The organism is Mesorhizobium sp. ORM8.1, assembly GCF_053005525.2.
Map to the genome: position 1 here is coordinate 978198 of NZ_CM132600.1, position 26541 is coordinate 1004738.

A 26541-nucleotide genomic window follows, 5' to 3' on the forward strand; every position below is an offset into this window, starting at 1 on the left:
TATATTTTTACTCTCTCAATAAGGATAACCTAACCTAGGGAACCTACAGGCATGATTGAATTGCGAACTGAGAAGTATTTCACACTTCGCCGCAATTGTTTCGGCCTGGTTTAAGGTCAGCCGGCGACAATCCCGCTCGCGCGCAACACCCAACGGCGGCCATCATTGCGCAAATCGGTGAGCGTCAGCGGTTCGATGTCGATCTTCCACACTGACGACAGCGGCGCGCCCAGGACATGGACGACGGCGGCGCGGATGAGCATGGGATGCGTGACGGCGATGGTGTGGCCGCCCGCGCCGGCCAGACGGTCCAGCAGCGCCGCGCCACGTTGCGCCACGGCACTGAGCGTTTCGCCGCCATGGGGTGCGGCGTCCGGGTCGGCGAACCAGGCCGCCATGCCCTCAGGATCCTCGGCCTGGACTTCCTCGAAGCTCCGGCCGGCCCAGCGGGCGAAATCCTGCTCGGCAAGCAGCGGCTCGACACTCGCCTCAAGGCCGAGTGCCTCGGCCGTCTGCCGGGCGGCAGGCGCGGGGCTCGTCCAGACGCGGTCGGCGCGGCGCGGCGAAGCGGCCGTCGCCCGGGCGCGCTCCACAGCCTGCAGTTCCAGCGCCTCGTCGTTCGGGAAACGGCCCTTGCGCATGCCGGGCGTGGCGCCGCTTGCGATCATCGTCAGGCGTGCGAGCATGCGAAAAAGCCTCTGTGGATAGGCGTGGACCAGTGAAATTCGGGCTCACGAAGCCGTGCCGACAGCACATGTCGTTGACAGGCGAACGAAGTGCTGACAAGTGTTTTAGTGCGATACGAGATTGGAAGCCGGTGCGAATCCGGCACGGTCGCGCCACTGTGATCGGCGAGAGCCGAAAGTCAGGCCTTGTCTCGTAGCCATTTGTCGATCAACGGGACGCAGGATCCCAGGGGAGGTCAATATGTCCAACACCACTTTCGCACCCGGTTACGGCGCAACGCCGATTCCGGTCCGGGAGCTTCTGCCTTGGGCCATCTTCGGCGGGCTGCTCTTGATGCTGGCGATCTATTTCGTCGGCGCCGAGGAAGGCGCGACGTCGCTGATCCGCGGCACCTATGTGCACGAATTCGTGCATGACGGCCGTCACCTGCTCGGCTTCCCCTGCCACTGATACGGTTCAGCATCGCTGAACCGCACCGATCTTTTGATTTAACGCATTCCGGACGGAAAACCGCTACGCACTTTTCCTGGAATTGCTCTCAGGGGATTTGACATGGTTGGAAAACTTTTGCTGCGCGGCATGCTCGTCGGGCTTGTCGCGGGGCTGATCGCGTTTGCCTTCGCGCGCGTCTATGGCGAGCCGCAAGTCGACAAGGCTATCGCCTTTGAAGAATCGCAGGCCAAGGCCGCCGGCGAAGCCCCCGAAGAAGAAATCGTCAGCCGGCCGACGCAGGCAGGCATCGGCCTTGCCGCCGGCGTGCTGATCTATGGCGCAGCACTTGGCGGGCTGTTCTCGCTGGTCTTCGCCTACGCCAATGGACGGCTGGGCTCGCTCGGTCCGCGCGGCACCTCGGCGTTGCTCGCCGTGCTCGGCTTCCTCGCCGTGATCGTGGTGCCTCAGTTGAAATATCCGGCCAACCCGCCCGCGGTCGGCAATCCCGAAACCATCGGCTATAGAACCGAGTTGTTCTTCATCATGATCGTCATTTCGATCGCGGCCATGGTGGCGGCGGTCGGCCTGGCGCAGCGGCTGTGGAGCAGGCTCGGCGGCTGGAACGCCTCGATCGTCGCGGCGCTCGCCTTCCTCGTCGTCTTCGCACTGGTCAAGGCAGCCCTTCCCGACATCAACGAAGTGCCGGAGAACTTCTCGGCGGTCGTGCTGTGGCAGTTCCGCGTCGCTTCGCTCGGCATCCAGCTCATTCTGTGGGCCGTGGTCGGACTAGCCTTCGGGGCGGTTGCCGAGCGTCAGCTCGGCCGGCAAGCGAAGCGGCGCCGCCCGCCGCTACGCCTGATATCGCAATGTATCGGCCGCCATGGTTTCGCGCCCTGGCGGCCGTTTTGTTTTTGACGATCGTGTCCGGCCCTCTGGCCATCGCGCCAGCGCAAGCCCATAGCGGCTCCTCGGCACCCCCTCCTCCCGGCATCCAGATCCCCAGCCTGACCCATGGCCAGATGGCCGTGATCGCGCGTTATCGCAGCGATATCCTCGCGCTTGCCCAGCGCCAGACCGTGACCGACCCGACCTTCCGGCGGCTCTACAATCACGGCAATTTGCAATTCACCTATTGCCTGTGGGGCCTGATGCCGGGCAGCCTTGCCGACGAGCAAAGCCCGTTCAACGAGTGCAGCCACGCCTATCTCGCCACCGCCAAGGCGTTGCTCACCTACATGGCGACGATGCCCGCCGCCGCGCACGACGCCAAGGCGCTGATTTCCGACATCGACGCCGACATGGTGCGCGGCGGCGCCTCCTGGATCCTGTGCCAGTTCAGCGGCGAAAGCTTCAGCACCGGCGGGGTGGTCGAGCCGCGCTGGCGCGACATGGTCTTCCACATGCCGAGCCTTGCGGCGCTCGTCGCCGTGGTCGCAGCGCTCATCGCCGCCGGGTGGTCGATCTTCGGTTCGCCCTTCTCGCGCACACGCCCAATCTAGCGACAGCCCGCCTGCTCAGGGCCGGCTGATCTCGTCCAGATACCAGCCGATGTAACGCAGCTCTTGTGCTCCATCGGATGGAGGTGACGCCGCCATCATAATCGGCGAAGCGGCCCATCAACGGCGCCACCGCGTCGGGAATTTCAGAGCTTGCGGACGCGCATTGGCCAGGCGCTAGTGCCAGCGACGGCGGCCAGCAAGGTGCGCAGCCGCTGCAGGTCGGGATGCAGAGAGCCGCAGTGGTCGATCAGCGCGATCTTCTTCAGCGCCGCCGCTTCCAGATCGGCGTCATGCGGCACCGACAGCAGCCAGTCGGCGAAGACTTCTTCCGGCGGCGGCAGCGGCGAGACGGCGCGCATCGTCGTCGCGTTGGCCCGGCGCATCCTGCGAGGACGTTCCGGCCTGCCCGGCGCAAGCCCGGGTATTTTGCTGTGCGAATCCATGTTCGTCCTTCTTTGCAAGGACTGAACCTAGTGGTGATGGAGGAAAGTCACGGGCGGCGCTAAGGCCGATCCGTATCTGCCTCTTGACCGCCCACCGCGATCAGTCGAGTTCAACGATGTTCGAGGCTGGTTTCCGGGCTTCGAAGCTGTCCCTTGCGGGACCTGTTCCGACACCTTCCAGGCTTGTCACCAGTGGCTTTTCGTCGGAACGCAAGCTTCGCTACCGTTGCGGGGGCAGCGCCGGAATCTCACCGGCTTCCCAATTATCCCTCAGACCGACTCAGACCGAAGGGCACCTTGAACGCCGCGATCTAACCATCCGCCCACGGCAGGCGTCCACACGAAAGCGACGCTGGCAAAGCGCAAGGACGACAATCGGCCCAGCGACGATCCGTGCCAGCCCATGCGCTGCCTAGCGGACTGCCACCGGCTGGCGTAAGGATCGGGAAATCGCCCGGCCTCCGGATTCGCAACGGCCAACATGCTCCTCCCCGAAGCCCTCACCGTCACCGCCGCCTGCTGCAGCGCGCTGAGCTCCATGTTCCTCAGCGAGCTCAAGGGCCGCGTTCCCCCCCTGGGCATGCCGATGGCAAGCACGATGCCGCAAAGCACCAGGAGAACGCCCAGCGCCTGCCAGAGATTGATCGTTTCGCCGGCAATGTCGGCATCATCTCGACGCTGTCCTCGGTGACGCCGATCATCATCCTGCCGCTGGTGTGGCTGCGCAGCGGGCAAAGGCCGACGAACGCCGCCTGGGCCGGCGCGCTTCTGGCAATCGTCGGCACGGCGCTGATCAGCTTGAGATAAGATTGCGACCACTCGACTCGCGGCGGCGGTTTGGCTAAGCAGCATTGGTTCAAACAAGGCATGGCGCTGTTGCCGCGCGCAATCCATGATAACCGTGAAGAAGATGTTTCGGGACGAAGACCTGTACTTCGTCTTCGTCGACAATGAATGTCCCGCGTTTTTCTACCTCCTCAAATCGACCGGCGACAAGCAGGTCTGGGCCGTGAGTGGCCAACACAAGCCGCTCGCCGCCAATGTTGACGACTTCGCCAGCTATGATGACGCCTTGCGATTCATCATGGCCCATATCCCGGTACAGTAAGTAGCAGGCCTCTAATGCGCCGCCCTGGCATAGCGCCCGGGCGGCTGGCCGACATGGCGGCTGAAAGCGGTGCTGAAGGTGCTGGCCGAGCCATAGCCGACACGCTCGGCGACTTCGGCGATGTCGGCCTTCTGGCGGCGCAGCATGTCCTTGGCCAGCGCCATGCGCCAGGCCAAGAGATACTCCATCGGCGGCATGCCGACGCTGCGCAGGAAACGGTCGAAGAAGGCGGAGCGGGATAGTGCCGCCTCCTTCGCCAGTTCGACGATCGTCCAGGGCCGCGCCGGATCGGCATGCATCTGGCGGATCGCCTCCGCTAGCCGTACGTCGCCGAGGCCGCGCAGCAGGCCGGTGGGCGCGTCCGGCGTCTGCGTCTGGCGCAGCGATTCGACCAGCAGGATCTCGATCAGTCGGGTCAGCACCAGATCGCGCCCCGAATGCCGTCCGGCCGCTTCCTCGATCAAAAGCCTGACCAGCACCGACAGCCGCTCGACGCCACGGACATGGATCTGTCCAGGCAGCAGCGAGACCAGCAGGCCGGCATCCTCGCTGTCGAAGAGGAAATAGCCGCCCAGCATGCGCAAATCGGGCGGGCCGTCCTGCCGACCGTGCCGCACCTCGCCCTCGGTCGTCGCGGCAAGGTCGGAGTCGACGAAGGTCGGGACGACAGGTTCGAAGCCCGTCATGGTGAAGCCCGGCGTGGTCGGCAGCAGGACGAAATCTCCGGCTTCCAGCGTCAAGGGCGGTTGCCCGTCCATCGCAAGGCGGCAGGCTCCCTCGACGACGATGGCAAAGCTCGGATGGCCGAAATCGGCATAGCGCACGCCCCAGCGTCCCGCGCCGCTGATGCCCTTGGTGAAAACCGCGCGGGGCCTCAGCAAGCCAATGACTTCTGACAGAGGGTCAACCATTTCAGGACTTTCGAAAACAAAATATGGACTGTCAATTATAGATAGTCCTGCCTCCTGAGCGTACCTTGGTGCGATAAACCACCGAACAACAAGGAAACCATCCCATGCAAACCATCCTGATCACAGGCGCCTCCTCGGGCTATGGCCTGGAGACCGCCCGCCATTTCCTCGCCAAGGGCTGGAATGTCATCGCCACCATGCGCACGCCGCGCGAAGACATCCTGCCGCGCTCATCGTCGCTGCGCATCCTGCCGCTCGACGTGACCGACGAGAACAGCATTGCGGCGGCAATCGCGGCCGCTGGGCCGATCGACGCGCTGGTCAACAATGCCGGCGTCGGTATCGCCGGCGCCTTCGAGGCGACGTTGATGGCACATATCCGCAAGGTCTTCGAGACCAACACGTTTGGCGTCATGGCGATGTGCCAAGCTGTGATCCCGCAGATGCGCGAGCGCCGCTCCGGCGTCATCGTCAACGTGACGTCGAGCGCCACCTTCGCGCCCTTCCCGCTGGCGGCGCCCTACACCGCGAGCAAGCAGGCGATCGAAGGTTTTACCGGCTCGCTGGCGCTGGAACTCGCTCCCTTTGGCGTGCGCGCCAAACTGGTCGAGCCTGGCTACGGCCCGACGACGAGGTTCTCGCAAAACACCGAAGTCCGCGTCCAGGACCTGATCCCGCAGGCCTATGCCGATTTCGCCAAGTCGATCTTCGGCGACCTCGACAAGCCGGCCATGGCTGTGCAGCTGACCACCAGGGAAATCGACGTCGCCGAAGGCGTGTGGCACGCCGTCAACGACACCACCGGCACGCTGCGCTTTCCGGCAGGCGCCGATGCGGTAGCGCTGGCGGCGGCTTAGGATTTATCATCGCCGTGGACAACAGCCGAGCCACCAGCGCCAATGCCGATATTGGAGGCTCGGGGCGTTTCCCGACCTATGCGTGGATAGCCATGAGCACCAATCCGGCCAGCGCCGACCCGGCCAAGGTCGGCAACATGCCGATTTTCAATCTGAAAACGGCGATCATTGCGGCTGCGGACAATAGTGCGGCCCGCCAGTCGAGCGAGGACAATACCGGTACGTTCATTCCCCAACCGATGTTGCGCACCTCATGAAAGATCACGTGGAGCGCAAACCATAGTGCCAGATTCAGCACAACGCCGACGACCGCCGCCGTGATGGCCGTGAGGGCGGCCGACAGAGCCTTGTTCCCACGCAGGGCTTCGATGTAGGGGGCACCGAGGAATATCCAGAAAAAGCACGGCGTGAACGTCACCCATAGGGTCAGCAGGGCGCCCAGTGTGCCGGCCAGCAGCGGATCAAGCACGCCATGTGCGCGAAAGGCGGCGATGAAGCCGACGAATTGCAGCACCAGGATCAATGGTCCCGGCGTGGTTTCGGCGAGGCCGAGCCCATCGACCATCTCGCCGGGAGCCAGCCAGGCGAAAGATTGCACAGCCGCTTGCGCGACATAGGCGAGAACGGCATAGGCGCCGCCAAAGGTGACGACCGCCATCAGACTGAAAAAGCCGCCGATATGCGTCCAGACACTCGTCGAGCCTGTAGCCAGCCCTATCAGCAGCACCGGGCCGAGCCAGATCGGCAGCCACAGAGCGATCGTGCGCGGCGCGTGCCATTTTTTCGGTCTTGTATGGGCCAGCTCGCCACGCTCGAACATCAGGTCGACCGTGCCTTTGAAATCGGCAGCGCTGCCCTTGCGGTGACCGGCGCCGGAAAACAGCGCCGGCGCCACGCGGTTGCCCACCCAGCCCGCAATGCCGGCGACGAGCACAATCAGGGGAAACGGCACGTTGAGAACGTAGATGGCCAGGAAAGCGATGGCGGCGATCGCCACCATCGCCTGATTTTTGAGAGCCCGCCGGCCGATGCGGATCACCGCCTCGACCACGATTGCAAGCACCGCGGCCTTGACGCCGAAAAACAGCGCCTCCACCGCCGGAACGCCGCCGTAAAGTGCATAGAAGGTGCTGAGTATCAGCATGACGATCGCGCCAGGCACGACGAACAGAACGCCGGCGACGAGGCCGCCGGCGGTCTTGTGGAGCAGCCAGCCGATGTAGATGGCGAGTTGCTGCGCTTCGGGACCGGGCAGCAGCATGCAATAGTTGAGGGCATGCAGGAATCGCTGCTCGCCGATCCAGCGCCGCTCCTCGACCAGTTCCTTGTGCATGAGCGCGATTTGTCCGGCCGGTCCGCCAAAGCTCAGCAGACCGATTTTGGCCCAGAGCCGCGCCGCCTCCTTGAATGTCGGTGGTGGCGGGGGAGCGATCGTCGTGTCGGCCGCGATGGCCGGTGCGGGGATGGCGCTCATGACGGCTTGCCGCCGGCCGGCCAGTTATGCGTTTCTTCGACCGCGTCGCGGCACCAGCGGAAAAACGCATCGTAGAGCAGCATGCCGGCGTCGAGCTGCTTGAGGTCGTCGCGGTACATGCGCGAGAGGCCCAGCGATGCCGCCAGGAATCCGGCCGCCTGCGGCACCAGGTCGAGGCTTGCCGTGTCGGCCGCCCGGACAATCACGGCAAGGCGGTCGAGCGCTTCGGATAGAAGTCCGAACTCCTCAATCATCGTATCGAAGGTGCAGCGCCCTCCCCGGTGGCTCCAGAACACGCCGTCGATGTCGAACGGCGTCGCCTTGAAGCGATCCGCGACGGCCGGCACCTCGGCCGCCTCGACAAACAGGAACACGGCGTGCGGGTCGACGAACCGCCGGATGAGCCACGGGCAAGCGATCCGGTCGACCTTCGGCCGCGCCCGCGTCACCCACACGGTGCGGCCCTTGTCGTCGCCGATCGGCATGGTTTCGGTTTTGATCAGCAGCGCGTTAGCATCGCGCCAGGCTTCAAAACCGCCTTCCAGGGATTCGGCGGCGATGCCCTCGTGCCGCATCCAAGCGGCGACGCCCTGCGAGAGTTTTTGACCTTTCTGGCAGATCACGACGACCTGCTGGCCGGCGAACTCCCCGGCCCAGTCGGAAACTGTCTTGAAATCACGCCGGCACGAGGCCGGCAGCAAACGCGTGTCTTGCTGGTAATCGTCCGGAATCCGAACATCAATCAGCGTCGGCGCATTGGGCAAGCCTACGAGACGGGAAAGCTGGGCAACTGTGATTGTTGACGGCATGGCGTCCACCTCATGAAAGAGTGAGCTTGGACGCGAACATTGGGCTGACGCCTCACGGGGTCGTCGCGGATGAACCCCTGCCGAGATGCTTGTCTTCAACAAGGGTCTTTGTCAATCCGCTGTGTGTGCCAGCCGAGTGGTAAAATTCACCAAGACAGCCGATGCGATTGCCAGATAGCTACGCGGACGAGCACACGGTGCGCTCAAATTCGACAAGCGTTTGGAGGATCAGTGGAGACCAGCCGACGCGAGCAGTTGGGAGACCCTCAATGGTGGTGGTCGTGGTGTTCCCCGTGATCATGCCCATGAGGGTGCGGATGGTCGTGCTCTTCATTTGCGGTGGCCAACCGAATGTTGGCAGCGGCAAGGGCCGGCATGTGCTCGAACAGCTCATCTTCCAAGGCACTAGTGATCTTCCTGGCCTCGGAAACCGGCAAGGATTCATCGACCGCAATGGCGATGTCTGCGTGAAGCCGATGGCCGATCCAACGAGCCTGAGCCTTGACAACACTCACGCCCGGCACATGCTCGGCGGCATGCCGAATTTCGTTCATGACCCCGGGCTCGACGCCATCGAGCATGCGGGTCAGCACCGAACGTGCCGACTGCCAAACGATGCCGAGGATCGCAATGGTGATGAGCAGGCCAATGATCGGGTCGGCCAAGGGAAAGCCAAGCCAAACGCCGAGCGCACCGATGACAACGGCAAGGCTGGTGAGACCGTCGGTGCGAGCGTGGTAGCCGTCCGCGACAAGCGCCGCGCTGTTGATCTCCCGACCAACCCGGATGCGGAAGACGGCAACCGCTTCATTACCGAGAAATCCGACGATGCCAGCCGCGGTCAACCAACCCAGATGGGTAACCGACTGGGGATTTATCAGACGGTCGATGGCCTGATAGCCAGCGACGACAGCGCTGAACAAAATGATCAGGACGATAGTGATGCCCGCCAGATCCTCGACACGGCCCAGACCATAAGTAAAAGCGCGCGACGGCTTGCGGCGCGCCAGCATGAACGCGATCCACAGTGGAATGGCGGTCGTTGCGTCGCCGATGTTGTGTATCGTGTCGGCCAGCAGGGCCACGCTGCCGGACAGCACCACCACGACAACCTGCAACGCCGCGGTGATCGCCAAGATAACGAACGACCATTTGATGGCCCAGATGCCGCGGTCCGTCGTGGCGATGGTCGCATCGATGACGCCGTGGGTGTGACCATGCGGCCCTGTGCCGTGACCGTGATGACCGTGCGCGGCATGATCGCTTGATGCGAGCCCAAACCAGTCTAGGACACGTGCGCCCAAGCTGTTCAAAGGTATTTCGCCAACTGCTTGAGTTCCGCCAGAGAACCGCCGTTTGATTCAGCGCTGTCTGACAGACAGTGCTCGATATGGTCGTGGATCAGTTCGCGCTTCGCACTGCTGATGGCACTTTCAACCGCGAACAGTTGCTGTGCGAGGTCGACGCAAGGGCGCTCCGCTTCGAACATGGCAATGACAGAAGCGAGGTGGCCTTGCGCGCGTTTCAGTCGCCTTACGATGGCGGGGTGAGATGTGTGGATACCTTCGGACATGCCGCGAAGTATCCTCCCCAGGAGGATAGAGTCAAGCGATCCGATTCTCAGCGCCCGAGCCACCTCGCAGCGAACAGACAGTGGAACTCAGCGCCCTGCGCGGACGGACATATGTCAGCGCAGGTGCAAGGCGCGCGTTCCTATTTCGACCGCACGCCATAGGCGGCAAGGAACGCTTCGACCGAGGCATCGGCGTGCCGCTCGAGATCGGCCTTCGAACGCGGGTTGCGTCCGGTGAACATGGCTTCGTTCATGGGGATCCAAAGCAGCATTCCGAAGAGGTGACTGGCCGCCAGACGGGGATCGCTGGTCTGCAACAGGCCGCGACTGGTGAGCTTTTGAAAGCATGACGCCACCGAGGCAAGCATGCGTTCAAACCCTTTTTCGTACCAGCTGCGGCCAAGCTGCGGCATGCGATCCGCGTTGGCGATAATCAGACGCCGCAGCTTCAAAAGCTCGTCGTCCAACAGTGTCGTTATCATGCGCCGGGCAAGCTGCTGCAGGCCGCCCTCCATGAATTTCGCCTCGGACAGCAGCATCGTGACGGATTCGACAATGTCGTTGGTCTGGCTCGCGGTTGCCTCGACGACTTCGGTGAAAAGCGTCTCCTTGTCCGTGAAATGCTTGTAGACGGTCTGCTTGGAGGCCCCCGCCTTGGTGGCGATTTCCTCCATGCTGGTTCCGTCATAGCCCTTGGCGATGAAAGCAGCGGTAGCCGCCTCGATGATCTCACGGTCCTTGCGGGCCGACCTGGTTTCACCATTATTCTCCATAGCGCCCCTCGATCAGTACTAGACGGTACCGTTCTCTCGTGATAGCCATCGCTACAGTACTAGACTGACTAGTACCCGTCAACGAAGCAAGGCTCAAACCAATGTCCAAGATGGTCTTTCTCAATCTGCCGGTGCGCGATCTGCAGGCGGCCACCAAGTTCTATCTCGCGATCGGCGGCACGTTGAACCCGCAATTCTCCAACGACCAGGCCAGCTCGATCATGTTCTCCGACGCGATCGGGGTTATGCTGCTGACCCACCAGCATTACAGCCAATTCACAGCCCGCCCGATCGGGGACGCCAGGCGCGACAGCCAGATGTTGATCGCACTCACCGTCGACAGCAAGGACGAAGTCAATGCCGTCATCGACAAGGGTGTGACGGCAGGCGGCCGCGCCGATCCCAACCCGGCACAGGACCTCGGCTTCATGTTCAACCGCCACATCGAGGATCCGGACGGCAACGTGTGGGAGTTTCTGTGGATGAACCCGGCTGCGATGCAGTAACGCCTCGAAGCGTCCGATGCCGCGGGTTACCGGCGATCGGCGCATGCCTGTCGCTTCATCAGACGCGCTTGCGTTCCGTGTCTTTTGCAAGGTGGTAAGGCCGCACAAGAACCTCGGCTGGGATGTGCCATTCCTTGTTGAGCTTGAAGACCATGTCCATGGTGAGGGCGCTTCCGGCTCAACACCTCGGTCGCGCGAGGCGATGACCCGATTACATCGGCCAGGGCTTTGCGCGGAAGGTTGAACAATTCCATGTGCGAGCGAATAGCTTCGACAGGATCCGGCGCCTCGATTGGATAGTGCTTGTCCTCATAGGCCTCGATCAGCGTTGCAAGGACGTCGAAGCGGTCACCGTCGGCAGAACCCACCTCGGGCTCGTTCTCAAAATATTTGGTGATTTCGGCAACCGCCCAATCGTAATCGGCTTCGGTCTTAATGGGTCGAATGTTTTCCATTACACCTTCTCCGGATCGATCTTGTCGTAGTCCTTGTGCGTCCCGACGAGTGGCTTCGTCAACGCGCAAGAAACAACAAGCTACTCCCTACTCCGCCGCCTCGGCGTAGTTCGCAAGCACATAGTTGAGGATCGGTCCGAGCCAGCGCTCGACCTCGGCCAAGGGCATGTCCTTGCGACGCGCATAGTCCTCGACCTGGTCGCGCTCGACCTTGGCGACGCCGAAATAATAGCTTTCGGGATGTGCCAGATAGATGCCGGAGACCGACGAGCCCGGCCACATCGCATAACTTTCGGTCAGGCTCACGCCGGCATTGCGCTCGCCGTCGAGCAGGCTGAACAGCGTCGCTTTCTCGGTATGGTCGGGCTGCGCGGGATAGCCAGGCGCCGGGCGGATGCCGCGATAGGGTTCGCCGATCAATTCGTCCGGCGCCAGGTTTTCATCGGCCGCGTAGCCCCAGAATTCCGTGCGCACCTTCTCGTGCATGCGCTCGGCAAAGGCTTCGGCGAAACGGTCTGCCAGCGCCTTGACCATGATTGAGGAATAATCGTCATTGGCGCGCTCGAAGCGCTCGGCGATCGCCACCTCCTCGATGCCCGCGGTGACGATGAAGCCGCCGATATAGTCGGGCTTGCCGCTCTCCACCGGCGCGACGAAATCCGACAGCGCGACATTGGCCTTGCCGTCGCGCTTGGTCAGCTGCTGGCGCAGCGTGAAGAAGGTCGCGAGCTCATGCGAGCGTGCCTCGTCGGTGAACAGCCTGATGTCGTCGCCGACGGCATTGGCCGGCCAGAAGCCGATAACGCCGCGCGGCGCGAACCATTTTTCGGCGATGATCTTCTTCAGCATCGCCTGCGCGTCCTCGAACAGCTGGCGCGCGGCGGGTCCCTGCGCCTCGTCCTCGAGGATTTTCGGATAACGGCCCTTCAGCTCCCAGGTCTGGAAGAATGGCGTCCAGTCGATGTAGCGCGCAAGCTCGCTCAGGTTCCAGTCTTCGAAAACCTTCGCGCCGGTGAAAGACGGTTTGGGCGGCTGGTATACCGACCAGTCTACCTTGTGCGCATTGGCCCTCGCTTTGGCCAGCGGCAGCCGCTGCTTATCGGCCTCGGAGCGGGCATGCGCGTCGGCGACCTTCTTGTATTCGGCCCGCACGGTGTCGACGTAGTCGGCCTTGCCGTCGTTGGACAGCAGCGCCGAGACCACGCCGACGGCGCGGCTGGCGTCGGCGACATAGACGGTCTGCCCCTTGCGGTAGCGCGGGTGGATCTTCACCGCCGTATGCACGCGGCTGGTCGTCGCGCCGCCGATCAAGAGCGGAATGTCAAAACCTTCGCGCTCCATTTCGGCGGCCATGTGCGCCATCTCGTCCAGTGACGGGGTGATCAGGCCAGAGAGGCCGATGATATCGACCTTTCGCTCGCGCGCCGTCTGCAGGATTTTCGCTGCCGGCACCATGACGCCAAGATCGATGATCTCGTAATTGTTGCAGGCGAGCACGACGCCGACGATGTTCTTGCCGATGTCGTGGACATCGCCCTTGACCGTCGCCATCAGGATTTTGCCGGCCGTCTGGCGCTCGCCATTGTCAATGCCATTGGCGGCATTGGCGAGCTTCTCAGCTTCCATGTGCGGCAAGAGCCCGGCCACCGCCTGTTTCATCACCCGCGCCGATTTCACCACCTGCGGCAGGAACATTTTTCCCGCGCCGAACAGGTCGCCGACGACATTCATGCCGGCCATCAGCGGGCCTTCAATGACATGCAACGGCCGCTCGGCGGCGAGCCGCGCTTCCTCGGTGTCGGCGTCAATGAATTCTGTGATGCCGTTGACCAGAGCATGGGAAATCCGCTGCTCGACCGGCAGCTCGCGCCAGGCGAGGTCGCGCTCCCTGCCTTCCTTGCCGGCCGTGCTCTTGAAGCGCTCGGCGATCTCCAGCATGCGCTCGGTGGCGGTGCCGCCATCCCGGGGCACGCGGTTGAGCACCACGTCCTCGCAGGCCTCGCGCAGCTCCGGCTCGATCATGTCGTAGACGGCAAGCTGGCCGGCATTGACGATACCCATATCCATGCCGCGCTGGATGGCGTGGTAGAGGAACACGGCGTGCATCGCCTCGCGCACCGGTTCGTTGCCTCGGAACGAGAAGGACAGGTTCGAGACGCCGCCTGAGATATGGACATGCGGCAGTGTCGAGGTGATCTCGCCAGTGGCCTCGATGAAGTCGACGCCGTAATTGTCATGCTCCTCGATGCCAGTGGCGATCGCGAAGACATTGGGGTCGAAGACGATATCCTCGGGCGGGAAACCGGCCTCTTCGGTCAAGAGCTTGTAGGCGCGGGTGCAGATCTCGACCTTGCGCGCCTTGGTGTCGGCCTGACCGGCTTCGTCGAAGGCCATGACGACCACCGCCGCGCCATAGGCGCGCACCAGCCTGGCGTGATGCAGGAAGGCTTCCTCGCCTTCCTTCATCGAGATGGAATTGACCAGCGGCTTGCCCTGCACGCATTTCAGGCCCGCCTCGATGATCTCCCATTTCGAGCTGTCGACCATCACCGGGACGCGCGCGATGTCCGGCTCGGCGGCGATCAGGTTGAGATACTCGACCATCGCCTTCTTGGAATCGATCAGGCCTTCGTCCATGTTGATGTCGATGATCTGCGCGCCATTGGCGACCTGGTCGCGCGCCACGTCGAGCGCCGGCACATAGTCGCCCGCCGTGATCAGCTTGCGGAACCTGGCCGAGCCGGTGACGTTGGTGCGCTCGCCGACATTGACGAAAGGGATCTCGTCGGTCAGCGTGAACGGCTCCAGCCCGGACAGGCGCATCTTGCGCTCGATCTCGGCAATGGCGCGCGGCGGATACTTTTTCACCGCTTCGGCAATCGCCCGGATGTGGTCGGGCGTCGAGCCGCAACAGCCGCCGACGACATTGACCAACCCATCGCGCGCGAAATCCTCGATCTGCGCGGCCATGAATTCCGGGCTCTCGTCATAGCGGCCGAATTCGTTGGGCAGGCCGGCATTCGGATAGGCGCAGGTGAAGGTGTCGGCGACACCGGAAATTTCGGCCAGATGCGCGCGCATGGCGTTAGCGCCGAGCGCGCAGTTGAGGCCGATGGTGAAGGGGCTCGCATGGCGCACCGAATGCCAGAAGGCGGTCGGCGTCTGGCCCGACAGCGTGCGGCCGGAGAGATCGGTGATGGTGCCCGAAATCATCACCGGCAGGCGCACGCCCTTCTCGATGAAGATCTCTTCTGCTGCGAAGATCGCCGCCTTGGCATTCAGCGTGTCGAAGATGGTCTCGATCAGGATTATGTCGGCGCCGCCGTCGATCAGGCCGCGCAGCTGCTCGCCATAGGCGAGCCGCAGATCGTCAAAGGTCACGGCCCGGTAGCCGGGATTGTTGACATCGGGCGACATCGAGGCGGTGCGGTTGGTCGGCCCCAGCGCGCCGGCGACGAAACGGCGCTTGCCATCCTCCCGCTCGGCGCGAAGGGCGGCGCGCCGCACCAGCCGCGCGCCGTCGCGGTTCAGCGCATAGACGGCATCTTCCATGCCGTAATCGGCCTGGGCGATGGAGGTCGAGGAGAAGGTGTTGGTCTCGAGGATGTCGGCGCCGGCGATGGCGTATTGATAGTGGATATCCTCGATCGCGGCGGACTGGGTCAGGATCAGAAGATCGTTGTTGCCTTGCTGGTGGCAGGCGCAGCCGGCGAAAGCCTCGCCTCGGAAATGCGCCTCGTCGAAACCGAGACCCTGGATCTGCGTGCCCATGGCGCCGTCGAGGATCAGGATGCGCTCGCGCGCCGCGACGGTCAGCGCGGCAAGCACTTCCGAACCGTCGGGCTTTGCCCCGACAGGGCCAAACAAGGCGTCCAGCGATGCGGAATTCTGCGACATTTTTTATCCTTGAGGCGACAACCTTTCCCGGGTCACATAAAGACATCTTTATGTCAACATACGCCTCCGCGCTGTTTTTGTCACGTCTATTGCGACGGCGCTTTCGAAAGCGCGGAGGCCGGCAGTGGTGCTTCCCGAGCAGACCGGCGGAACGTCAGCTGGTGTGAAGCCGTGACGGCAACCAAATGCTTGTTTTCGCGTTTATTTCAGCGGTGCCTTCTCCGCAGACCGTGTTTGCCTGCAGTGGCTATCGCTTGATGCGGAAAGGAACTTGTCATGACAGGTGCCGTCGTCGAGATCGGTGACAGGGTTGCCCTCATCGCTACAGTGATCGAGCGTGTGCAGAACCGCGTGATCGTGTCGTTCGCCAGTGATATCCACAGCTATTCCATGATGGAGCCCAACGCTAAGCCAGGCGACAAGTTGCGGCTCGAAGGTGAGGTGGTCCATGTCGACGAAGATCTTGGACGCACAACCGTGCAGGTGTTGGGACGGGTGACGGTCGACACCAAATCGGTCGAGATCGTGACGAAGCGTTGCGACCGCGACATGAAGGGATCGAACGTGGGACCGGCCGTACCGGGCCATGTCAGGCCAAACACGCCACGCAAACCGCAAGGTGGCCGACACCACTGAAGGAAGACTACGGCGAAGTCGCCGAGCTTGGCTCCGCCGAAGTCGCCGAGCCTAACCGTTGCGGACTCTTCCTTAGTGCCGCTTGAAATACTGCACTTCGCGCTCGTGCTTTTCGGCCGCCTCACGCGATTTGAAGGTGCCGAGGTTGCGCCGCTTGCCGGTCCTCGGATCGAGCTTGCGGGAATAGAGACGGTATTCGCCTGATTTCAGCTTGCGGATCATGGCGATCTCCTTCGCGGTTTGAAACTTCAACCCGCTTGAAGCGTCGGGGTTCCAAGGTCGAGTGCGGCGGCTCAACCATCGTTGCCCTGGCCGATTGAGGACGGACAATCGCCCCCGCATGCCCGTCAAGCCAGCGCGACGCGGCACATCGCTCTAGGCATCGATCGGCCGGCCGGCCATCAAAAAAGCACCACCCTCGGTGAACCATTTCACGGACAGGAACGACCCAATGTCGGAATCGACGGAGCGCCGACACAATTCGGTCGGGTTATTTGCACTCAAATGACTTTCGCGACGTTATCCAAGGTTGCGAGCATGCGGACTGAGGAGGGTGAGATGGTTAAGGCGAGACATCACGGTGTTGAGCTCGTCAGCGGCCAGAAGTGGACGGTGCGCGTCACCGCCTACGGCACCACGCTGATCTTCCCATTCGAGGCCGAGCAATATGCGCGCTCCTATGCCGACGGCCAGGCCTTTCGCCTCGGCGTCGAGGTGGTCGAGCTGAAGGGTTACGCCTGAGAGCGTTCTTGCAAGGAAGCCCTTCCACCAGCTATCCCTTCCCCTACGGCCGGACCAAGGTCCATGTCGCCATACTGTCGCCGGCCCGGTAGTCTCACCAATCGGCAAAGCGGGGAGATGTTGAAGCGTCTGGTTGAAATCTGGAGTGGGCTGTCGCTGGCGCTGCAGTTCCTAATTGCCGGCGGCATCGGGCTGCTGGCGGTGATGCTGGTGGTCGGCCTGTGGGTGACCGCGCAGATCCGCGAAGGCGTGACGCATAACGCGGCAGCGACAACCGCTCTCTATGTCGACAGCGTGATCGCGCCGCTGCTGCCCGACATGCGCAAGAGCCGCGAGCTCGACGCCACGGTCAAGCGGGCTCTGGACGAGACGCTCGGCCAAGGCGCGCTCGGCGAGAAACTGCTGTCGTTCAAACTGTGGCGACCGGACGGCACGGTCCTCTACGCCAAGGACGCCAGCCAGATCGGCAGGCAGTTCAAGATCAATCCCAATCTCAAAGCCGCCTTCGCCGGCAATGTCGTGGCCGAATACAACAATCTCCAGGACGACGTCCAGGCCGGCGAGGAAGAGGATATGAAGGCTCCGGTGCTGGAGATCTACAACCCTGTGCGCGAGCCGTGGTCGGGCGACGTGGTGGCGGTGTCGGAATTCTACGAGGCCGCGACCGACTTCCACGAGACGCTGAGGACGACGCTGCGCGGGACATGGCTGGTGGTGGCGGCGGCGACCGCGACAGCGCTCGCGCTGCTTTCAGGCATCGTCTTTCGCGGCAGCCGCACAATCCAGACCCAGCGCGCCGCGCTCGAGGCCAAGGTCGCCGAGCTGCAAGCAACACTGGCGCAGAATTCCTCGCTGCGCCAGCGCGTGCAGCGCGCCTCGCGCCGCGCCACCGCGATCAACGAACGCTATCTGAGGCGCATCGGCGCCGACCTGCATGACGGACCGGCGCAACTGGTGGCGCTGGCGGCGCTCAGGATGGACAGCCTGGCGCTGGTCGAGGCCTCTCGCGAGGCACGCGAGGCCGAGATCGCCGGCATCCACAGAACGCTCGGCGAGGCGATGAGCGAGATACGCGGCATCTGCAATGGGCTGGTGCTGCCGCAGATCGAGACCCAGGCGATCGCCGACATCCTGCGGCTGGCGGTTGCCGAGCATCAGCGCCGCACCGAGACCGAGGTGGCGCTGACGCTGCCCGAACGTCTGCCCGAGCTCGGCACCTCCGAGAAGATCAGCATCTACCGCTTTGTGCAGGAAGGGCTGAACAACGCCTACCGCCACGGCAAGGGCCAGGGCCAGCAGGTGCGCGCCACCATGAGGGCAGGCAGGCTCGTGGTCGAGGTGCTGGACACCGGCCCGGGCTTCGATCCGGCGCGAAGCGAAGGCCTCGGGCTGGCTGGCCTGCGGGAGCGCATCGAGAGCATCGGCGGGCAGTTCGATACGCTGTCCGGCCCGCAAGGAACCAAGCTGGTGATCCAATTGTCCGTTGAGGAGCAGTCATGAACGCCCCGATCCGCATCGCCATCGTCGACGACCATCCGCTGTTTCGCGAGGGTGTGACGCGCAGCCTCGCCGAGATCGGCGGTTTCGAGCTTGTCGGTGAAGGCGCCAATGCCGACGATGCCGAGCAACTCGCTCGCGCGGCGCCCGACATCCTTTTGCTCGACATCAGCATGCCGGGTGGCGGCCTCCAGGCGCTTGGTGCAATCCTTGCGGAGCGGCCGCAGCAGAAGGTCGTGATGCTGACCGTGTCGGAAGCCAATGCCGATGTCGCGGAAGCGCTGAAAGTGGGCGCGCGCGGCTATGTGCTGAAAGGCGTCGGCTCCAAGGCGCTGGCCGAAATCCTGCGCGATGTCGCCGACGGCCAGAGCTACGTTTCGCCGATCCTGTCGGCGCGGCTGTTATCGGACCTCTTGAAGCCCGCCGGCAGCAAACCCGACCCGCTCAGCCTGCTCACCGCACGCGAGGCCGACATCCTGAAGCTGGTTTCGGAAGGCCTGAGCAACAAGGAGGTCGCCGCTCGCCTGTCGCTGCAGGAAAAGACGGTCAAGCACCACATGACCCGCGTGCTCGCCAAGCTCAACGTGCGCAACCGCACGGAAGCGGCGCTGATTGCGCGGGAGCTGAGGAACTGATTGGGGAACAGAAGAACTGGGGAACTGGGGAACTGGGGAACTGAAGAATCGGAAAACCGAAGAGCTGAATTGAGGAATTGAAGAACAGGGGAGACGGTGAAAGAGGAGCGGCTCGGAAGCTTCCTCAGTTCCTCAGTTCCTCAGTTCCTCAGTTCCTCAGTTCCTCAGTTCCTCAGTTCCTCAGTTCCCCAGTTCCTCAGTTCCCCAGTTCCCTAGTTCCAGTTCTCCCCTCCCCAAAAAAATACCCCCGCCACGAGGACGGGGGTAGGTGAACAGCGGATGTTCTTCGAAAGATCGGTCAGGACGAAAGGCGGAGAAGCAAAAGGTGGCAACCTGTTTCGCGGCGCCGGCGCTTCAATCCCTTACGATCTGATCTCCCGACAAAACCTCGCCCTCACAAATTCTTCAAACGATCGACGTCGGCCGCGGTGGCCTTACGATCGACGATGGTGCGGCCGTACTTGTCTTCCATCCTGAAGCGTCCCTTCTCGACCTTCTCTTTCATGCCGTTGGGGTGCGTGACCTCGACTGCGCCGGCACCGACTGCGACCGTGTCGCCGGTCGTGGTGTTCACATGAGTCTCGGTATCACCCGGGTTGCTGCCCGGAGCTGAGTTACCGCCCGCATTGCCGTTGCCGTTGCCGCTGTCACCGCTATTGCCGTTCCCATTACCGCCGTTGCCGTTGCCGCCGTTACCGTTCCCGCCGTTGCCGCCGTTGCCGCCGCCGCCGTTGCCGCCGCCACCGCCGCCCTTGCCGGCATAGGCCTTGGCAAACTGAACGCCGTCGGGCGAGACATGCAAAGGCGCAACGGCAAGCGCCAGCGACGTCGCTGCCCACAAGGCACACAAACGGCAGCCGCGCCCCAAGCGCATGCATTTCTCCTGAGCTTTAGCCATGCCCCCAAGCCCTGCTCGTCATTGATAACATTGGTCAAATCGTGGCGCGGCGGAAAGCGGCCCCCGACCGATAACATGGCCAATCAGACCTTTGCGTTTCATCAATAGGACCTTGGTCTATCGTTTCCTGCGGATGTCTCAGGCCGGCAAGGGCGCCGGCCGCCGCGCGGTGACCGCCGCGCCGAAAGCAGCGGCAATGACCGCGGCGATGCCGGCGCATTGCAGCAGGCTGAGCTTCTCATGCAGGAACAGGAAGCCGGTCAGCGCGCCGCCGGCCGGCTCCAGGCAGACGATCATGCCGTAGACCTTGGCCGGCATCCTGGCCAGGACCATCATCTCCAGCCAGAAGGGCAGCGCGCTGGAGAACAGGCCGACGACCACCGCCCCCGCCATGATGTGCGGATCGGTCAGATAGGGCGCAGCCGCCGAAAAGCCGAACGGCAGCGCGACAAGTGCCGCGATCGCCATGCCATAGGCCGATGTGCGCGCGCCGAGCTCGGCGCCGGCCTTCTGGGCGAAGATGATGTAGAGCCCCCAGCAGGCGCCGGCGGCTAGTGCGAGCAATACGCCGAGCGGATCGAGCCCGAGACTGACATCGGCAAAGGGCGAGAGCAGCACGATGCCGGCGACGGCGAGCGCCACCCAGACGATATCGAGCCGACGCCGCGAGCCCAGCATTGCGACGAACAATGGCCCGGTGAATTCGAGCGCCACGCAGATGCCCAGCGGAATGCGCTCGAGCGCGGCGTAGAACAAAAGGTTCATGACCGAGACGGTGACGCCGTAGCGGCGAGCCACGGCAGGGTTTTGCGCGACGGCAACACGTTCCAAGGCCTGAGCGCCACCGCCAGCATCAGCGCGCCGATGGCGAGCCTGAGCATGGTGGTGCCTTCCGAACCCAGCACCGGGAACAGCCCCTTGGCGAAGGCGGCGCCGACCTGCACCGACAGGATGGCGCCGAGCAGGCCGAGGACGGGCAAGGTGCCGGCATGGGCCGGCGTCTTTGCAATCGGCGTCGACGTCACTTTTTCTCCACCCCCCTCGCCCGCGTGGCCAAGGGAGATAAAGCCTGCCGATCGCGCTGTCGTGTGGCACGAGCCGGCGGATGGTGGGACAAGGCGCCCATCGCTCTCCCGGTGGCTTGTTGCACCGCACAAGACACTGAAATACAAGGCGCTTTTCGCCAGAACCCGAAGAAATCACGGGGCAAAAAGCCGCCTATTCAATACTTCTAATGTTCACGCCATAGTTGTTTGCGCGGCCGATCAACATCTTTTGCGTTAGGTGCATTTCAAACCGTCAGACTAACTGCCTATACGCATATAGGACCATTGGTCATCTCAAATAATATTTTCGTGAAGAAAATATTACCTTGGATCCTGTCCATCACATCTTTATTTCAAAGCCGTAAGCATTTTGTGTTGCGCTGCAATATGGACCGCGAGAAACCTTGCCGGACATAGGCAGTGGAGGATGCCGTTATAGCGACCCCGATGGGCATTCCGCTGAGCCGCAACGACAGCGCCCCGCACGAAAATGCGTTGCGGAAGCCGCCGGTGGCGAATACGCGCGACATCCAGCTGGACACACTGCGGGCCATTGCCGTGACGCTGGTGCTCTACTCGCATTTCTTCGCGCCCGGCGGCTCGTCTTTCGTCGGCCATCTCGGGGTCAGGCTGTTCTTCGTGCTCTCCGGCTTCCTGATCACCCGGCTTCTGCTGCAGGCGCGCGACGCCGCCCAATTCGAGGCCGGGCCGGCGCTGCGCTCTTTCTATGCCAGGCGCATGATCCGGATATTCCCGCCCTACTTCGCGGTGCTGGGACTCGTGTGGCTCGCCTCGGAACAATCCAGGGCCTCGTTCGCCTGGCATGCGCTCTACCTCTCGAATTTCTGGTATGCGCTGCACAACGACTGGACGCCCTGGCTGCTCTGCCATTTCTGGAGCCTCAGCATCGAGGAGCAGTTCTACCTCGCCTGGCCGCTGATCGTGCTTCTGGCGCCGCGCCGGCGCATCGAGGCGATCACCATCGGCGTCATCGCCTTCTCGCTCGCCTACCGCTTCTACTGGCCGATCAGCGCCAACCCGGCGCTCGCCCGGGACCTGCTGCCGCCGGCCTCGATGGATGCGCTTGGCTGCGGCGCCCTGCTTGCCGTCCGCCGCGCCAGGGGCGTGGACGCGCCGCAATGGATGCGGTTTGGCTGGCCGGCCCTGGCGGTGGTGTTCCTGTTCGTCGTCTGGTCCGATCCGGGGCCGGCGAATTCGGCCTGGGAGTGGCCGCGCTGGGCACTGGTGCAGGTGCTGCCGCTGGTGCCGATGTTGGCAATCGTCGCCGCGTTCTCCAATGGTCTCGGCGGCACGCTGGGCAGGCTGGCCGAACTTCCCCCGCTGCTGGGGCTCGGCCGTATCAGCTACGGCGTCTACCTCTATCATTCGATCCTTCTGGCCTGTGCCGTCAGGGCGCAGTCATGGATCCCGGTCAACGTCTCGGAGCAGGGGCCGGCACGGTTCCTCGTCGCGGGCACGGCCACGCTGGTCGTCGCCTCGCTCTCCTGGGTGTTTTTCGAGAAGCCGCTCAACGGTCTCAAGCGCTATTTTCCCTATGTCGCGCCCTCGCGCCCGCGCGGCGCGAGCGAGGCCCGCCGGTTTGGCGCGGCACCGGCGCTCGACCTGCGGCCGACGGACCGCAGCCAACCATGACCGCCGCGCCCCTCATCTCCGTGCTCTTGCCGGTCTACAATGCGGAGCCCTATGTGGCCGCCGCGATGCTATCGATACTGCGGCAGGACTACCGCCGGCTCGAGGTCATCGCCATCGACGACGGATCGACCGACAGGTCGCTGGAGATCCTCGAACGCTGCCGCCGGGACGACAGCCGCATATCCATCATCTCGCGGGAAAACCGCGGCCTCGTCGCCAGCCTCAACGAGGGGCTGGCGATCGCGCGGGGCGAGCTCGTCGCGCGCATGGATGCCGACGACTTGGCCTATCCCTGGCGCCTGTCGCGCCAGGCGGCGCTGTTTGCCGCGCGGCCGGAGCTCGGCTTCTGCGGCGCGCTCGTCGACACGCTGCTGCACGGCCGTATCGCCAAGGGCCGGCTCGATCCGGTGTTCCGTCTCGGCCTCCCCGTGCTGTCGAAATTCTTCACCATCTTCATGCACCCGACGGTGGTCTATAACCGCAAGGTCATCGACGAGGCCGACCTCCAATACGACGGCGTCTACCGGCATGCCGAGGATTTCGACCTCTTCCGGCGGCTCGCCGAGCGCTATCCGGCGGCGCTGATGCCGGAGAACCTGCTAGTCTACCGCGTGCATCCCGGCAGCGTGACCAGCCGGCACGGCAAGGAGATGCGGCGCACGCATCTCAAGATTGTCGGCGAGAATCTCGAACGCATGGGGCTGGCGCGGGACTGCGAGGACCTGCGCGCGATCGGCGATCGCGTCTCCGTCGACACAGTGCGCCGGGCGGCCGCTTTCATCGGCGCTCTGGAGCAGCGTATCGCTACATTGCCCGATACGATGCGGCCGAGCTTCGAGGCCGGCGCGCTGAACCTGTTCTATTTCCTCTACCAGCTCGTCAACGACGAGGAGCGGCCGGCGCTGACGCATGAATTGCTGACGCTGACGGGGAAATGGAACGCGATACGACGCCGTGAGAAATACGCGCTCGGCCCCGGCGCCTGGGCACCCTGGCTGAGCCAGGCCTCGATGTGGGCGGGCAAACGCGCAGATTGGGTCGCCTACCGCTTCAAATCCGCCCCAGCGGCATCAGTGCTCGCGCCTTATCGGATGGGGGCGGCATGAGAGTGATGCGCGAGGCACCACCCTCTGCCCTGCCAGGCATCTCCTCAGGGGGAGAGATCGGCAGTTTCGACGGCCAGCGGCCGGAGGTCTCCTTCATCGTCTGCACACGCGACCGCCTCGCGGTGCTCGAAGCCTGCATCTATTCGATCCGCGCCGCCTGCCGGGCGCATCCGGCCTTCGCGGCCGAGCTCGTGGTGGTCGACAATGGCTCGCGCGATGGCACGGCCAAGCACCTTTCGGCAATCGCCGCGACCTCCGACATCGCGCTGAGCGCAGTCTCAGAGCCGCGGCCCGGACTGGCGGCGGCGCGCAATGCGGGAGTGGCGCGAGCGCGCGGGCGGGTGCTGGTGTTCGTCGACGACGACTGCAGGCTCGAGCGCAACTACCTCGTCGACCTCGAGCGGCACTATGCGAGCGGCGACAAATGGCTGATCCGCGGCGGCCGCGTCGAGATCGGCGACGCACGCGACCTGCCCTTCACCATCAAGCGCTGCGACAAGTCCGAGCGGCTGACGCCGGCCGTCCATCCGGGCGGCTTCGTGCTAGGCTGCAACATGACCATGCACCGCGATGTCGCCGCCCGCATCGGCCCCTTCGACGAGCGCTTCGGCGCCGGCGGGGCGCTGCGCTCGGCCGAGGACACGGACTATCTGGTGCGGGCGATGCTTGCCGGCATGACGGTGGAATACGTGCCCGACATGACGATCTTTCACCATCACGGCCGGCGCGACCGCATGGCGATCGACCGGCTGCATCGCGACTATCATTTCGGCAACGGGGCACTCTGCCTGAAGCATCTGCGCCGCGCGCCCTGGCTGCTGCGCCATTTCTACTGGGCGGCCCGGGCGGCCATGCGCGAACTCGCCGGCGGCCCGCGCTTCGAACAGGAGCTCAGGCTGTCGCACTGGCCGATCGTTGCCATGAACCTCGCAGGCGCGGCGAAATTCATGGCTCTCGTGCTCGCCGGACGGCCGCTGCGGCAGGCGCGGCCGAGCCAGGAGACCACCGACGCCAGGGCGGAGGTCAGCGCGCGATGAGCGGGCGCCCGACGCTATCGATGCTGCGCCATGCGCTCGGCCGAGGGCAGTTCGGCCTGCTGCCGATCGTCGTCGCGCTCGGGCTTGCAAGTGCCGCGCTTGAAGGTTTCGGCATCGGGCTGATCATCCCGCTGCTCGGCATCATCATGGGGCATGGTGACACTGCCGGCATGGCGGGCCTCTCGGCCCTGTTGCAGAAGGTTGGCGCGGGGCTTGGCGAGCGCGAGCGGCTGATCGCGATTGCGGCCGCGATCCTTGGCTCGATCCTGCTCAAGAACCTGCTCGCCTTCGCCAATTCGGTGCTCACCGGCCATATCTACGGCAAGGCCAGCCAGGCGATCCGCGGCGCGCTCGCCGAGCGGCTGCTCAGTGTCGGCTACCCCTTCTTCCTGAAGGAGAGCCCCGGGCGGTTGCTCAATATCATCTCCAGCGAATCCTGGCGCGCCTCCGACGCCATCCAGGCGATGCTCGGCTCGATCGTCAGCGCCTCGGCGGCGCTCATCCTGCTCGCCTTCCTGATGCTGCTCTCCTGGCAGATGACGCTGCTGGTGATGCTCGGGCTGGCGCTGGTGCAGATGGCGCATATGGCGCTGTCGGCGCATCTAAGGAAGCCGAGCCGCAGCGTTACGGCGCGCAACAGCGCTCTGGCTTCGCGGATGCTTCACCTCGTTCATGCCGGCCGCCTGATCCGCATCTTCGGGCAGGAAGCGCGCGAAAAGGCGGCATTCGAGGCGGCGTCGGACGGCCTGCGCCGGGCAGCCTTCCAGCTCTCCAACCGCCAGGGCGCGCTGGGACCGCTGACCGAGGTGCTGCACGCCATGCTGTTCCTGACGGTGGTGATCGGCGCCTGGCTCGCGGGCTTGAGCTTTCCGCTGGTCGCCGCTTTCCTCATCCTGCTTTACCGGCTGCAGCCGCATGTGCGGGCACTGCAGATGACATGGAGCCAGTTGCAAGGGCTTTCCGGCTCGCTGGAGGAGGTGACCTGGCTGCTCGACCCGCAGGGCAAGCCGGAGGCGCCGCAAGGCAGCCGGCCATTCGCTGCTTTGAGCAAGAAAATCGCCTTCGAGGGCGTGAGCTTCAGCTATGCCAATGAAGAGCAGCGCGCGGCGGTGCTGCATGCCGCGAGCTTCGACATCCGAAGCGGCCGCTCCACCGCGCTGATCGGCCGTTCCGGCGCCGGCAAGACGACCATCGTCAACCTGCTCTGCCGCTTCGTCGAGCCGGACGGGGGCCAGATCCTCGTCGACGGCACGGCGCTTGGCGAGATCGACCCGGTCGCATGGCGGGCGCATATTGCCTTGGCGAGCCAGGAGCTGGAACTGGTCGACGGCACCATCCTCGACAACATCACCTACGGCAAGGACACGGCGAGCGTGGAAGAAGCGCGGCGCGCCGCTGAGCTCGCCGAGGCGCATGAATTCATCGAACGCCTGCCGCAAGCTTATGAAACCGTCGTCGGCTATCGCGGCGTCAATCTGTCGGCCGGACAAAGGCAACGCATCGCGCTAGCCCGCGCCCTGGTGCGCGATCCCGACATACTGATCCTCGACGAGGCCACCAACGCGGTGGACGGGCTTTCGGAAGCGGCGATCGTGGAAACGCTGAAGTCGCGCGCCGGCCGCCGCACGACGATCGTCATCAGCCACCACCATTCGACGATTTCGTTCTGCGACGACCTAGTGATCCTGGAACATGGACGGGTGAAGAAGCAGGCGAAGTTCGCGGAGCTCGCGGCCAGCAGCATGGATGAGCTGTATCAGCCGGAGTGAGGGGATTTGCTGGGCGTCATCCCGAGACGCTGGCGGGACAGCGCCCCCTCTGCGGAGAGGGGCGCGAAGGATCGCGGCTCTGACAGTCTGCGTTCCTCG

27 protein-coding genes, 1 pseudogene and 2 riboswitches are annotated in these 26541 nt (G+C 63.9%); of the genes and pseudogenes, 14 read left to right on the plus strand and 14 right to left on the minus strand.

Annotated features, from left to right (window positions below; translation table 11 throughout):
- Window positions 1-116: 116 nt before the first annotated feature.
- A complete protein-coding gene (locus tag ACVDG8_RS05065; protein ID WP_447253723.1) occupies window positions 117-686 on the minus strand; it encodes a histidine phosphatase family protein in 570 nt (189 codons plus the stop codon).
- 96 nt (window positions 687-782) lie between these two features.
- A riboswitch (adenosylcobalamin (AdoCbl) riboswitch) is annotated at window positions 783-927 on the plus strand.
- Here ACVDG8_RS05065 and ACVDG8_RS05070 point away from each other — a divergent pair.
- The 3 genes from ACVDG8_RS05070 (at window position 928) to ACVDG8_RS05080 (ending at window position 2618) form a co-directional block, all read left to right on the plus strand.
- Window positions 928-1137, plus strand: coding sequence for a CbtB domain-containing protein (locus tag ACVDG8_RS05070; protein ID WP_447253724.1), 210 nt, complete (start codon window positions 928-930; stop codon window positions 1135-1137).
- Window positions 1138-1239: 102 nt separating this feature from the next.
- Entirely contained in the window at window positions 1240-2034 is a 795-nt protein-coding gene (locus ACVDG8_RS05075) for a CbtA family protein (RefSeq protein WP_455707575.1), read from the plus strand.
- The gene (locus ACVDG8_RS05080) at window positions 2025-2618 is read left to right on the plus strand and encodes a hypothetical protein (RefSeq protein ID WP_447253726.1); all 594 of its coding nucleotides are present in this window, start codon (window positions 2025-2027) and stop codon (window positions 2616-2618) included. The genes ACVDG8_RS05075 and ACVDG8_RS05080 overlap by 10 nt, the downstream gene beginning before the upstream one ends.
- A 143-nt stretch (window positions 2619-2761) precedes the next feature.
- On the opposite strand, the gene ACVDG8_RS05085 is transcribed toward ACVDG8_RS05080, so the two are convergent.
- Window positions 2762-3061 (minus strand): hypothetical protein, encoded by a 300-nt coding sequence (locus tag ACVDG8_RS05085; RefSeq protein WP_447253727.1) that lies wholly within the window; start codon window positions 3059-3061, stop codon window positions 2762-2764.
- A 107-nt stretch (window positions 3062-3168) separates the two neighbouring features.
- Window positions 3169-3376: riboswitch (cobalamin riboswitch) on the minus strand.
- 586 nt (window positions 3377-3962) lie between these two features.
- Here ACVDG8_RS05085 and ACVDG8_RS05090 point away from each other — a divergent pair.
- Window positions 3963-4169 (plus strand): hypothetical protein, encoded by a 207-nt coding sequence (locus ACVDG8_RS05090; protein WP_447253728.1) that lies wholly within the window; start codon window positions 3963-3965, stop codon window positions 4167-4169.
- An 11-nt stretch (window positions 4170-4180) separates the two neighbouring features.
- On the opposite strand, the gene ACVDG8_RS05095 is transcribed toward ACVDG8_RS05090, so the two are convergent.
- Window positions 4181-5080: a cupin domain-containing protein gene (locus ACVDG8_RS05095; protein WP_447253729.1), complete on the minus strand. Its 900-nt coding sequence runs from the start codon at window positions 5078-5080 to the stop codon at window positions 4181-4183.
- 104 nt (window positions 5081-5184) lie between these two features.
- Here ACVDG8_RS05095 and ACVDG8_RS05100 point away from each other — a divergent pair, with 104 nt between their 5' ends.
- Window positions 5185-5937: an SDR family oxidoreductase gene (locus ACVDG8_RS05100; protein ID WP_447253730.1), complete on the plus strand. Its 753-nt coding sequence runs from the start codon at window positions 5185-5187 to the stop codon at window positions 5935-5937.
- A 76-nt stretch (window positions 5938-6013) separates the two neighbouring features.
- Here ACVDG8_RS05100 and chrA read toward each other — a convergent pair whose 3' ends face one another.
- The 5 genes from chrA to ACVDG8_RS05125 all read right to left on the minus strand — a co-directional run bounded on the left by chrA (window position 6014) and on the right by ACVDG8_RS05125 (window position 10566).
- Window positions 6014-7411 (minus strand): chromate efflux transporter, encoded by a 1398-nt coding sequence (chrA, locus tag ACVDG8_RS05105; RefSeq protein WP_447253731.1) that lies wholly within the window; start codon window positions 7409-7411, stop codon window positions 6014-6016.
- The gene (locus tag ACVDG8_RS05110; RefSeq protein ID WP_447257234.1) at window positions 7408-8220 is read right to left on the minus strand and encodes a chromate resistance protein ChrB domain-containing protein; all 813 of its coding nucleotides are present in this window, start codon (window positions 8218-8220) and stop codon (window positions 7408-7410) included. The genes chrA and ACVDG8_RS05110 overlap by 4 nt, the downstream gene beginning before the upstream one ends.
- Window positions 8221-8486: 266 nt before the next feature.
- On the minus strand, window positions 8487-9533 hold the full coding sequence (locus ACVDG8_RS05115; RefSeq protein ID WP_447253732.1) for a cation diffusion facilitator family transporter: 1047 nt from the start codon (window positions 9531-9533) through the stop codon (window positions 8487-8489).
- Window positions 9530-9793: a metal-sensing transcriptional repressor gene (locus ACVDG8_RS05120; RefSeq protein ID WP_447253733.1), complete on the minus strand. Its 264-nt coding sequence runs from the start codon at window positions 9791-9793 to the stop codon at window positions 9530-9532. Before ACVDG8_RS05120 ends, ACVDG8_RS05115 begins: the two co-directional genes overlap by 4 nt.
- 140 nt (window positions 9794-9933) lie before the next feature.
- Window positions 9934-10566 (minus strand): TetR/AcrR family transcriptional regulator, encoded by a 633-nt coding sequence (locus ACVDG8_RS05125; protein ID WP_447253734.1) that lies wholly within the window; start codon window positions 10564-10566, stop codon window positions 9934-9936.
- A 101-nt stretch (window positions 10567-10667) separates the two neighbouring features.
- On the opposite strand from ACVDG8_RS05125, the gene ACVDG8_RS05130 reads away from it, so the two are divergent.
- On the plus strand, window positions 10668-11072 hold the full coding sequence (locus ACVDG8_RS05130; protein ID WP_447253735.1) for a VOC family protein: 405 nt from the start codon (window positions 10668-10670) through the stop codon (window positions 11070-11072).
- A 58-nt stretch (window positions 11073-11130) separates the two neighbouring features.
- On the opposite strand, the pseudogene ACVDG8_RS05135 reads toward ACVDG8_RS05130, so the two are convergent.
- Both ACVDG8_RS05135 and metH read right to left on the minus strand, forming a co-directional pair.
- Window positions 11131-11527: pseudogene (locus ACVDG8_RS05135) on the minus strand (helix-turn-helix domain-containing protein).
- A gap of 87 nt (window positions 11528-11614) precedes the next feature.
- Complete coding sequence (gene metH / locus ACVDG8_RS05140) at window positions 11615-15424, minus strand: methionine synthase (protein ID WP_455707576.1); 3810 nt, start codon at window positions 15422-15424, stop codon at window positions 11615-11617.
- Window positions 15425-15700: 276 nt separating this feature from the next.
- Between metH and ACVDG8_RS05145 the strand changes: the two genes are divergently transcribed.
- Window positions 15701-16060, plus strand: a complete 360-nt coding sequence (locus ACVDG8_RS05145; protein WP_447253736.1) for a hypothetical protein — start codon at window positions 15701-15703, stop codon at window positions 16058-16060.
- A gap of 72 nt (window positions 16061-16132) precedes the next feature.
- On the opposite strand, the gene ACVDG8_RS05150 is transcribed toward ACVDG8_RS05145, so the two are convergent.
- A complete protein-coding gene (locus ACVDG8_RS05150) occupies window positions 16133-16282 on the minus strand; it encodes a hypothetical protein (protein ID WP_447253737.1) in 150 nt (49 codons plus the stop codon).
- A gap of 336 nt (window positions 16283-16618) precedes the next feature.
- On the opposite strand from ACVDG8_RS05150, the gene ACVDG8_RS05155 reads away from it, so the two are divergent.
- The 3 genes from ACVDG8_RS05155 to ACVDG8_RS05165 all read left to right on the plus strand — a co-directional run bounded on the left by ACVDG8_RS05155 (window position 16619) and on the right by ACVDG8_RS05165 (window position 18933).
- Window positions 16619-16801: a hypothetical protein gene (locus ACVDG8_RS05155; protein ID WP_447253738.1), complete on the plus strand. Its 183-nt coding sequence runs from the start codon at window positions 16619-16621 to the stop codon at window positions 16799-16801.
- 117 nt (window positions 16802-16918) lie between these two features.
- Entirely contained in the window at window positions 16919-18301 is a 1383-nt protein-coding gene (locus tag ACVDG8_RS05160) for a sensor histidine kinase (RefSeq protein ID WP_447253739.1), read from the plus strand.
- Window positions 18298-18933, plus strand: coding sequence for a response regulator (locus tag ACVDG8_RS05165; RefSeq protein ID WP_447253740.1), 636 nt, complete (start codon window positions 18298-18300; stop codon window positions 18931-18933). The genes ACVDG8_RS05160 and ACVDG8_RS05165 overlap by 4 nt, the downstream gene beginning before the upstream one ends.
- Before the next feature lie 394 nt (window positions 18934-19327).
- Here ACVDG8_RS05165 and ACVDG8_RS05170 read toward each other — a convergent pair whose 3' ends face one another.
- The 3 genes from ACVDG8_RS05170 to ACVDG8_RS05180 all read right to left on the minus strand — a co-directional run bounded on the left by ACVDG8_RS05170 (window position 19328) and on the right by ACVDG8_RS05180 (window position 20856).
- The gene (locus ACVDG8_RS05170) at window positions 19328-19807 is read right to left on the minus strand and encodes a hypothetical protein (protein ID WP_447253741.1); all 480 of its coding nucleotides are present in this window, start codon (window positions 19805-19807) and stop codon (window positions 19328-19330) included.
- Window positions 19808-19969: 162 nt separating this feature from the next.
- Window positions 19970-20629: an EamA family transporter gene (locus tag ACVDG8_RS05175; protein ID WP_447253742.1), complete on the minus strand. Its 660-nt coding sequence runs from the start codon at window positions 20627-20629 to the stop codon at window positions 19970-19972.
- A complete protein-coding gene (locus ACVDG8_RS05180; RefSeq protein WP_447253743.1) occupies window positions 20593-20856 on the minus strand; it encodes a hypothetical protein in 264 nt (87 codons plus the stop codon). The genes ACVDG8_RS05175 and ACVDG8_RS05180 overlap by 37 nt, the downstream gene beginning before the upstream one ends.
- A gap of 531 nt (window positions 20857-21387) precedes the next feature.
- Here ACVDG8_RS05180 and ACVDG8_RS05185 point away from each other — a divergent pair.
- Genes ACVDG8_RS05185 through ACVDG8_RS05200 form a run of 4 tightly spaced genes read left to right on the plus strand, consistent with a single transcriptional unit; the run spans window position 21388 to window position 26442 of the window.
- The gene (locus ACVDG8_RS05185; protein ID WP_447257235.1) at window positions 21388-22530 is read left to right on the plus strand and encodes an acyltransferase family protein; all 1143 of its coding nucleotides are present in this window, start codon (window positions 21388-21390) and stop codon (window positions 22528-22530) included.
- Window positions 22527-23636 (plus strand): glycosyltransferase family 2 protein, encoded by a 1110-nt coding sequence (locus tag ACVDG8_RS05190; RefSeq protein ID WP_447253744.1) that lies wholly within the window; start codon window positions 22527-22529, stop codon window positions 23634-23636. Before ACVDG8_RS05185 ends, ACVDG8_RS05190 begins: the two co-directional genes overlap by 4 nt.
- A gap of 5 nt (window positions 23637-23641) precedes the next feature.
- Window positions 23642-24673 (plus strand): glycosyltransferase family 2 protein, encoded by a 1032-nt coding sequence (locus ACVDG8_RS05195; protein ID WP_447257236.1) that lies wholly within the window; start codon window positions 23642-23644, stop codon window positions 24671-24673.
- On the plus strand, window positions 24670-26442 hold the full coding sequence (locus ACVDG8_RS05200; protein ID WP_455707577.1) for an ABC transporter ATP-binding protein: 1773 nt from the start codon (window positions 24670-24672) through the stop codon (window positions 26440-26442). Before ACVDG8_RS05195 ends, ACVDG8_RS05200 begins: the two co-directional genes overlap by 4 nt.
- The last annotated feature ends 99 nt before the right edge of the window (window positions 26443-26541 follow it).

What these genes read in the sequence shown, in the direction of transcription:
- ACVDG8_RS05065 (WP_447253723.1), bottom strand. Translation starts at nt 686, where the DNA reads ATGCTCGCACGCCTGACGATGATCGCAAGCGGCGCCACGCCCGGCATG.
- ACVDG8_RS05070 (WP_447253724.1), top strand. Translation starts at nt 928, where the DNA reads ATGTCCAACACCACTTTCGCACCCGGTTACGGCGCAACGCCGATTCCG.
- ACVDG8_RS05075 (WP_455707575.1), top strand. Translation starts at nt 1,240, where the DNA reads ATGGTTGGAAAACTTTTGCTGCGCGGCATGCTCGTCGGGCTTGTCGCG.
- ACVDG8_RS05085 (WP_447253727.1), bottom strand. Translation starts at nt 3,061, where the DNA reads ATGGATTCGCACAGCAAAATACCCGGGCTTGCGCCGGGCAGGCCGGAA.
- ACVDG8_RS05095 (WP_447253729.1), bottom strand. Translation starts at nt 5,080, where the DNA reads ATGGTTGACCCTCTGTCAGAAGTCATTGGCTTGCTGAGGCCCCGCGCG.
- ACVDG8_RS05100 (WP_447253730.1), top strand. Translation starts at nt 5,185, where the DNA reads ATGCAAACCATCCTGATCACAGGCGCCTCCTCGGGCTATGGCCTGGAG.
- chrA (WP_447253731.1), bottom strand. Translation starts at nt 7,411, where the DNA reads ATGAGCGCCATCCCCGCACCGGCCATCGCGGCCGACACGACGATCGCT.
- ACVDG8_RS05110 (WP_447257234.1), bottom strand. Translation starts at nt 8,220, where the DNA reads ATGCCGTCAACAATCACAGTTGCCCAGCTTTCCCGTCTCGTAGGCTTG.
- ACVDG8_RS05120 (WP_447253733.1), bottom strand. Translation starts at nt 9,793, where the DNA reads ATGTCCGAAGGTATCCACACATCTCACCCCGCCATCGTAAGGCGACTG.
- ACVDG8_RS05125 (WP_447253734.1), bottom strand. Translation starts at nt 10,566, where the DNA reads ATGGAGAATAATGGTGAAACCAGGTCGGCCCGCAAGGACCGTGAGATC.
- ACVDG8_RS05130 (WP_447253735.1), top strand. Translation starts at nt 10,668, where the DNA reads ATGTCCAAGATGGTCTTTCTCAATCTGCCGGTGCGCGATCTGCAGGCG.
- metH (WP_455707576.1), bottom strand. Translation starts at nt 15,424, where the DNA reads ATGTCGCAGAATTCCGCATCGCTGGACGCCTTGTTTGGCCCTGTCGGG.
- ACVDG8_RS05145 (WP_447253736.1), top strand. Translation starts at nt 15,701, where the DNA reads ATGACAGGTGCCGTCGTCGAGATCGGTGACAGGGTTGCCCTCATCGCT.
- ACVDG8_RS05150 (WP_447253737.1), bottom strand. Translation starts at nt 16,282, where the DNA reads ATGATCCGCAAGCTGAAATCAGGCGAATACCGTCTCTATTCCCGCAAG.
- ACVDG8_RS05155 (WP_447253738.1), top strand. Translation starts at nt 16,619, where the DNA reads ATGGTTAAGGCGAGACATCACGGTGTTGAGCTCGTCAGCGGCCAGAAG.
- ACVDG8_RS05160 (WP_447253739.1), top strand. Translation starts at nt 16,919, where the DNA reads ATGTTGAAGCGTCTGGTTGAAATCTGGAGTGGGCTGTCGCTGGCGCTG.
- ACVDG8_RS05165 (WP_447253740.1), top strand. Translation starts at nt 18,298, where the DNA reads ATGAACGCCCCGATCCGCATCGCCATCGTCGACGACCATCCGCTGTTT.
- ACVDG8_RS05170 (WP_447253741.1), bottom strand. Translation starts at nt 19,807, where the DNA reads ATGCGCTTGGGGCGCGGCTGCCGTTTGTGTGCCTTGTGGGCAGCGACG.
- ACVDG8_RS05190 (WP_447253744.1), top strand. Translation starts at nt 22,527, where the DNA reads ATGACCGCCGCGCCCCTCATCTCCGTGCTCTTGCCGGTCTACAATGCG.
- ACVDG8_RS05195 (WP_447257236.1), top strand. Translation starts at nt 23,642, where the DNA reads ATGCGCGAGGCACCACCCTCTGCCCTGCCAGGCATCTCCTCAGGGGGA.
- ACVDG8_RS05200 (WP_455707577.1), top strand. Translation starts at nt 24,670, where the DNA reads ATGAGCGGGCGCCCGACGCTATCGATGCTGCGCCATGCGCTCGGCCGA.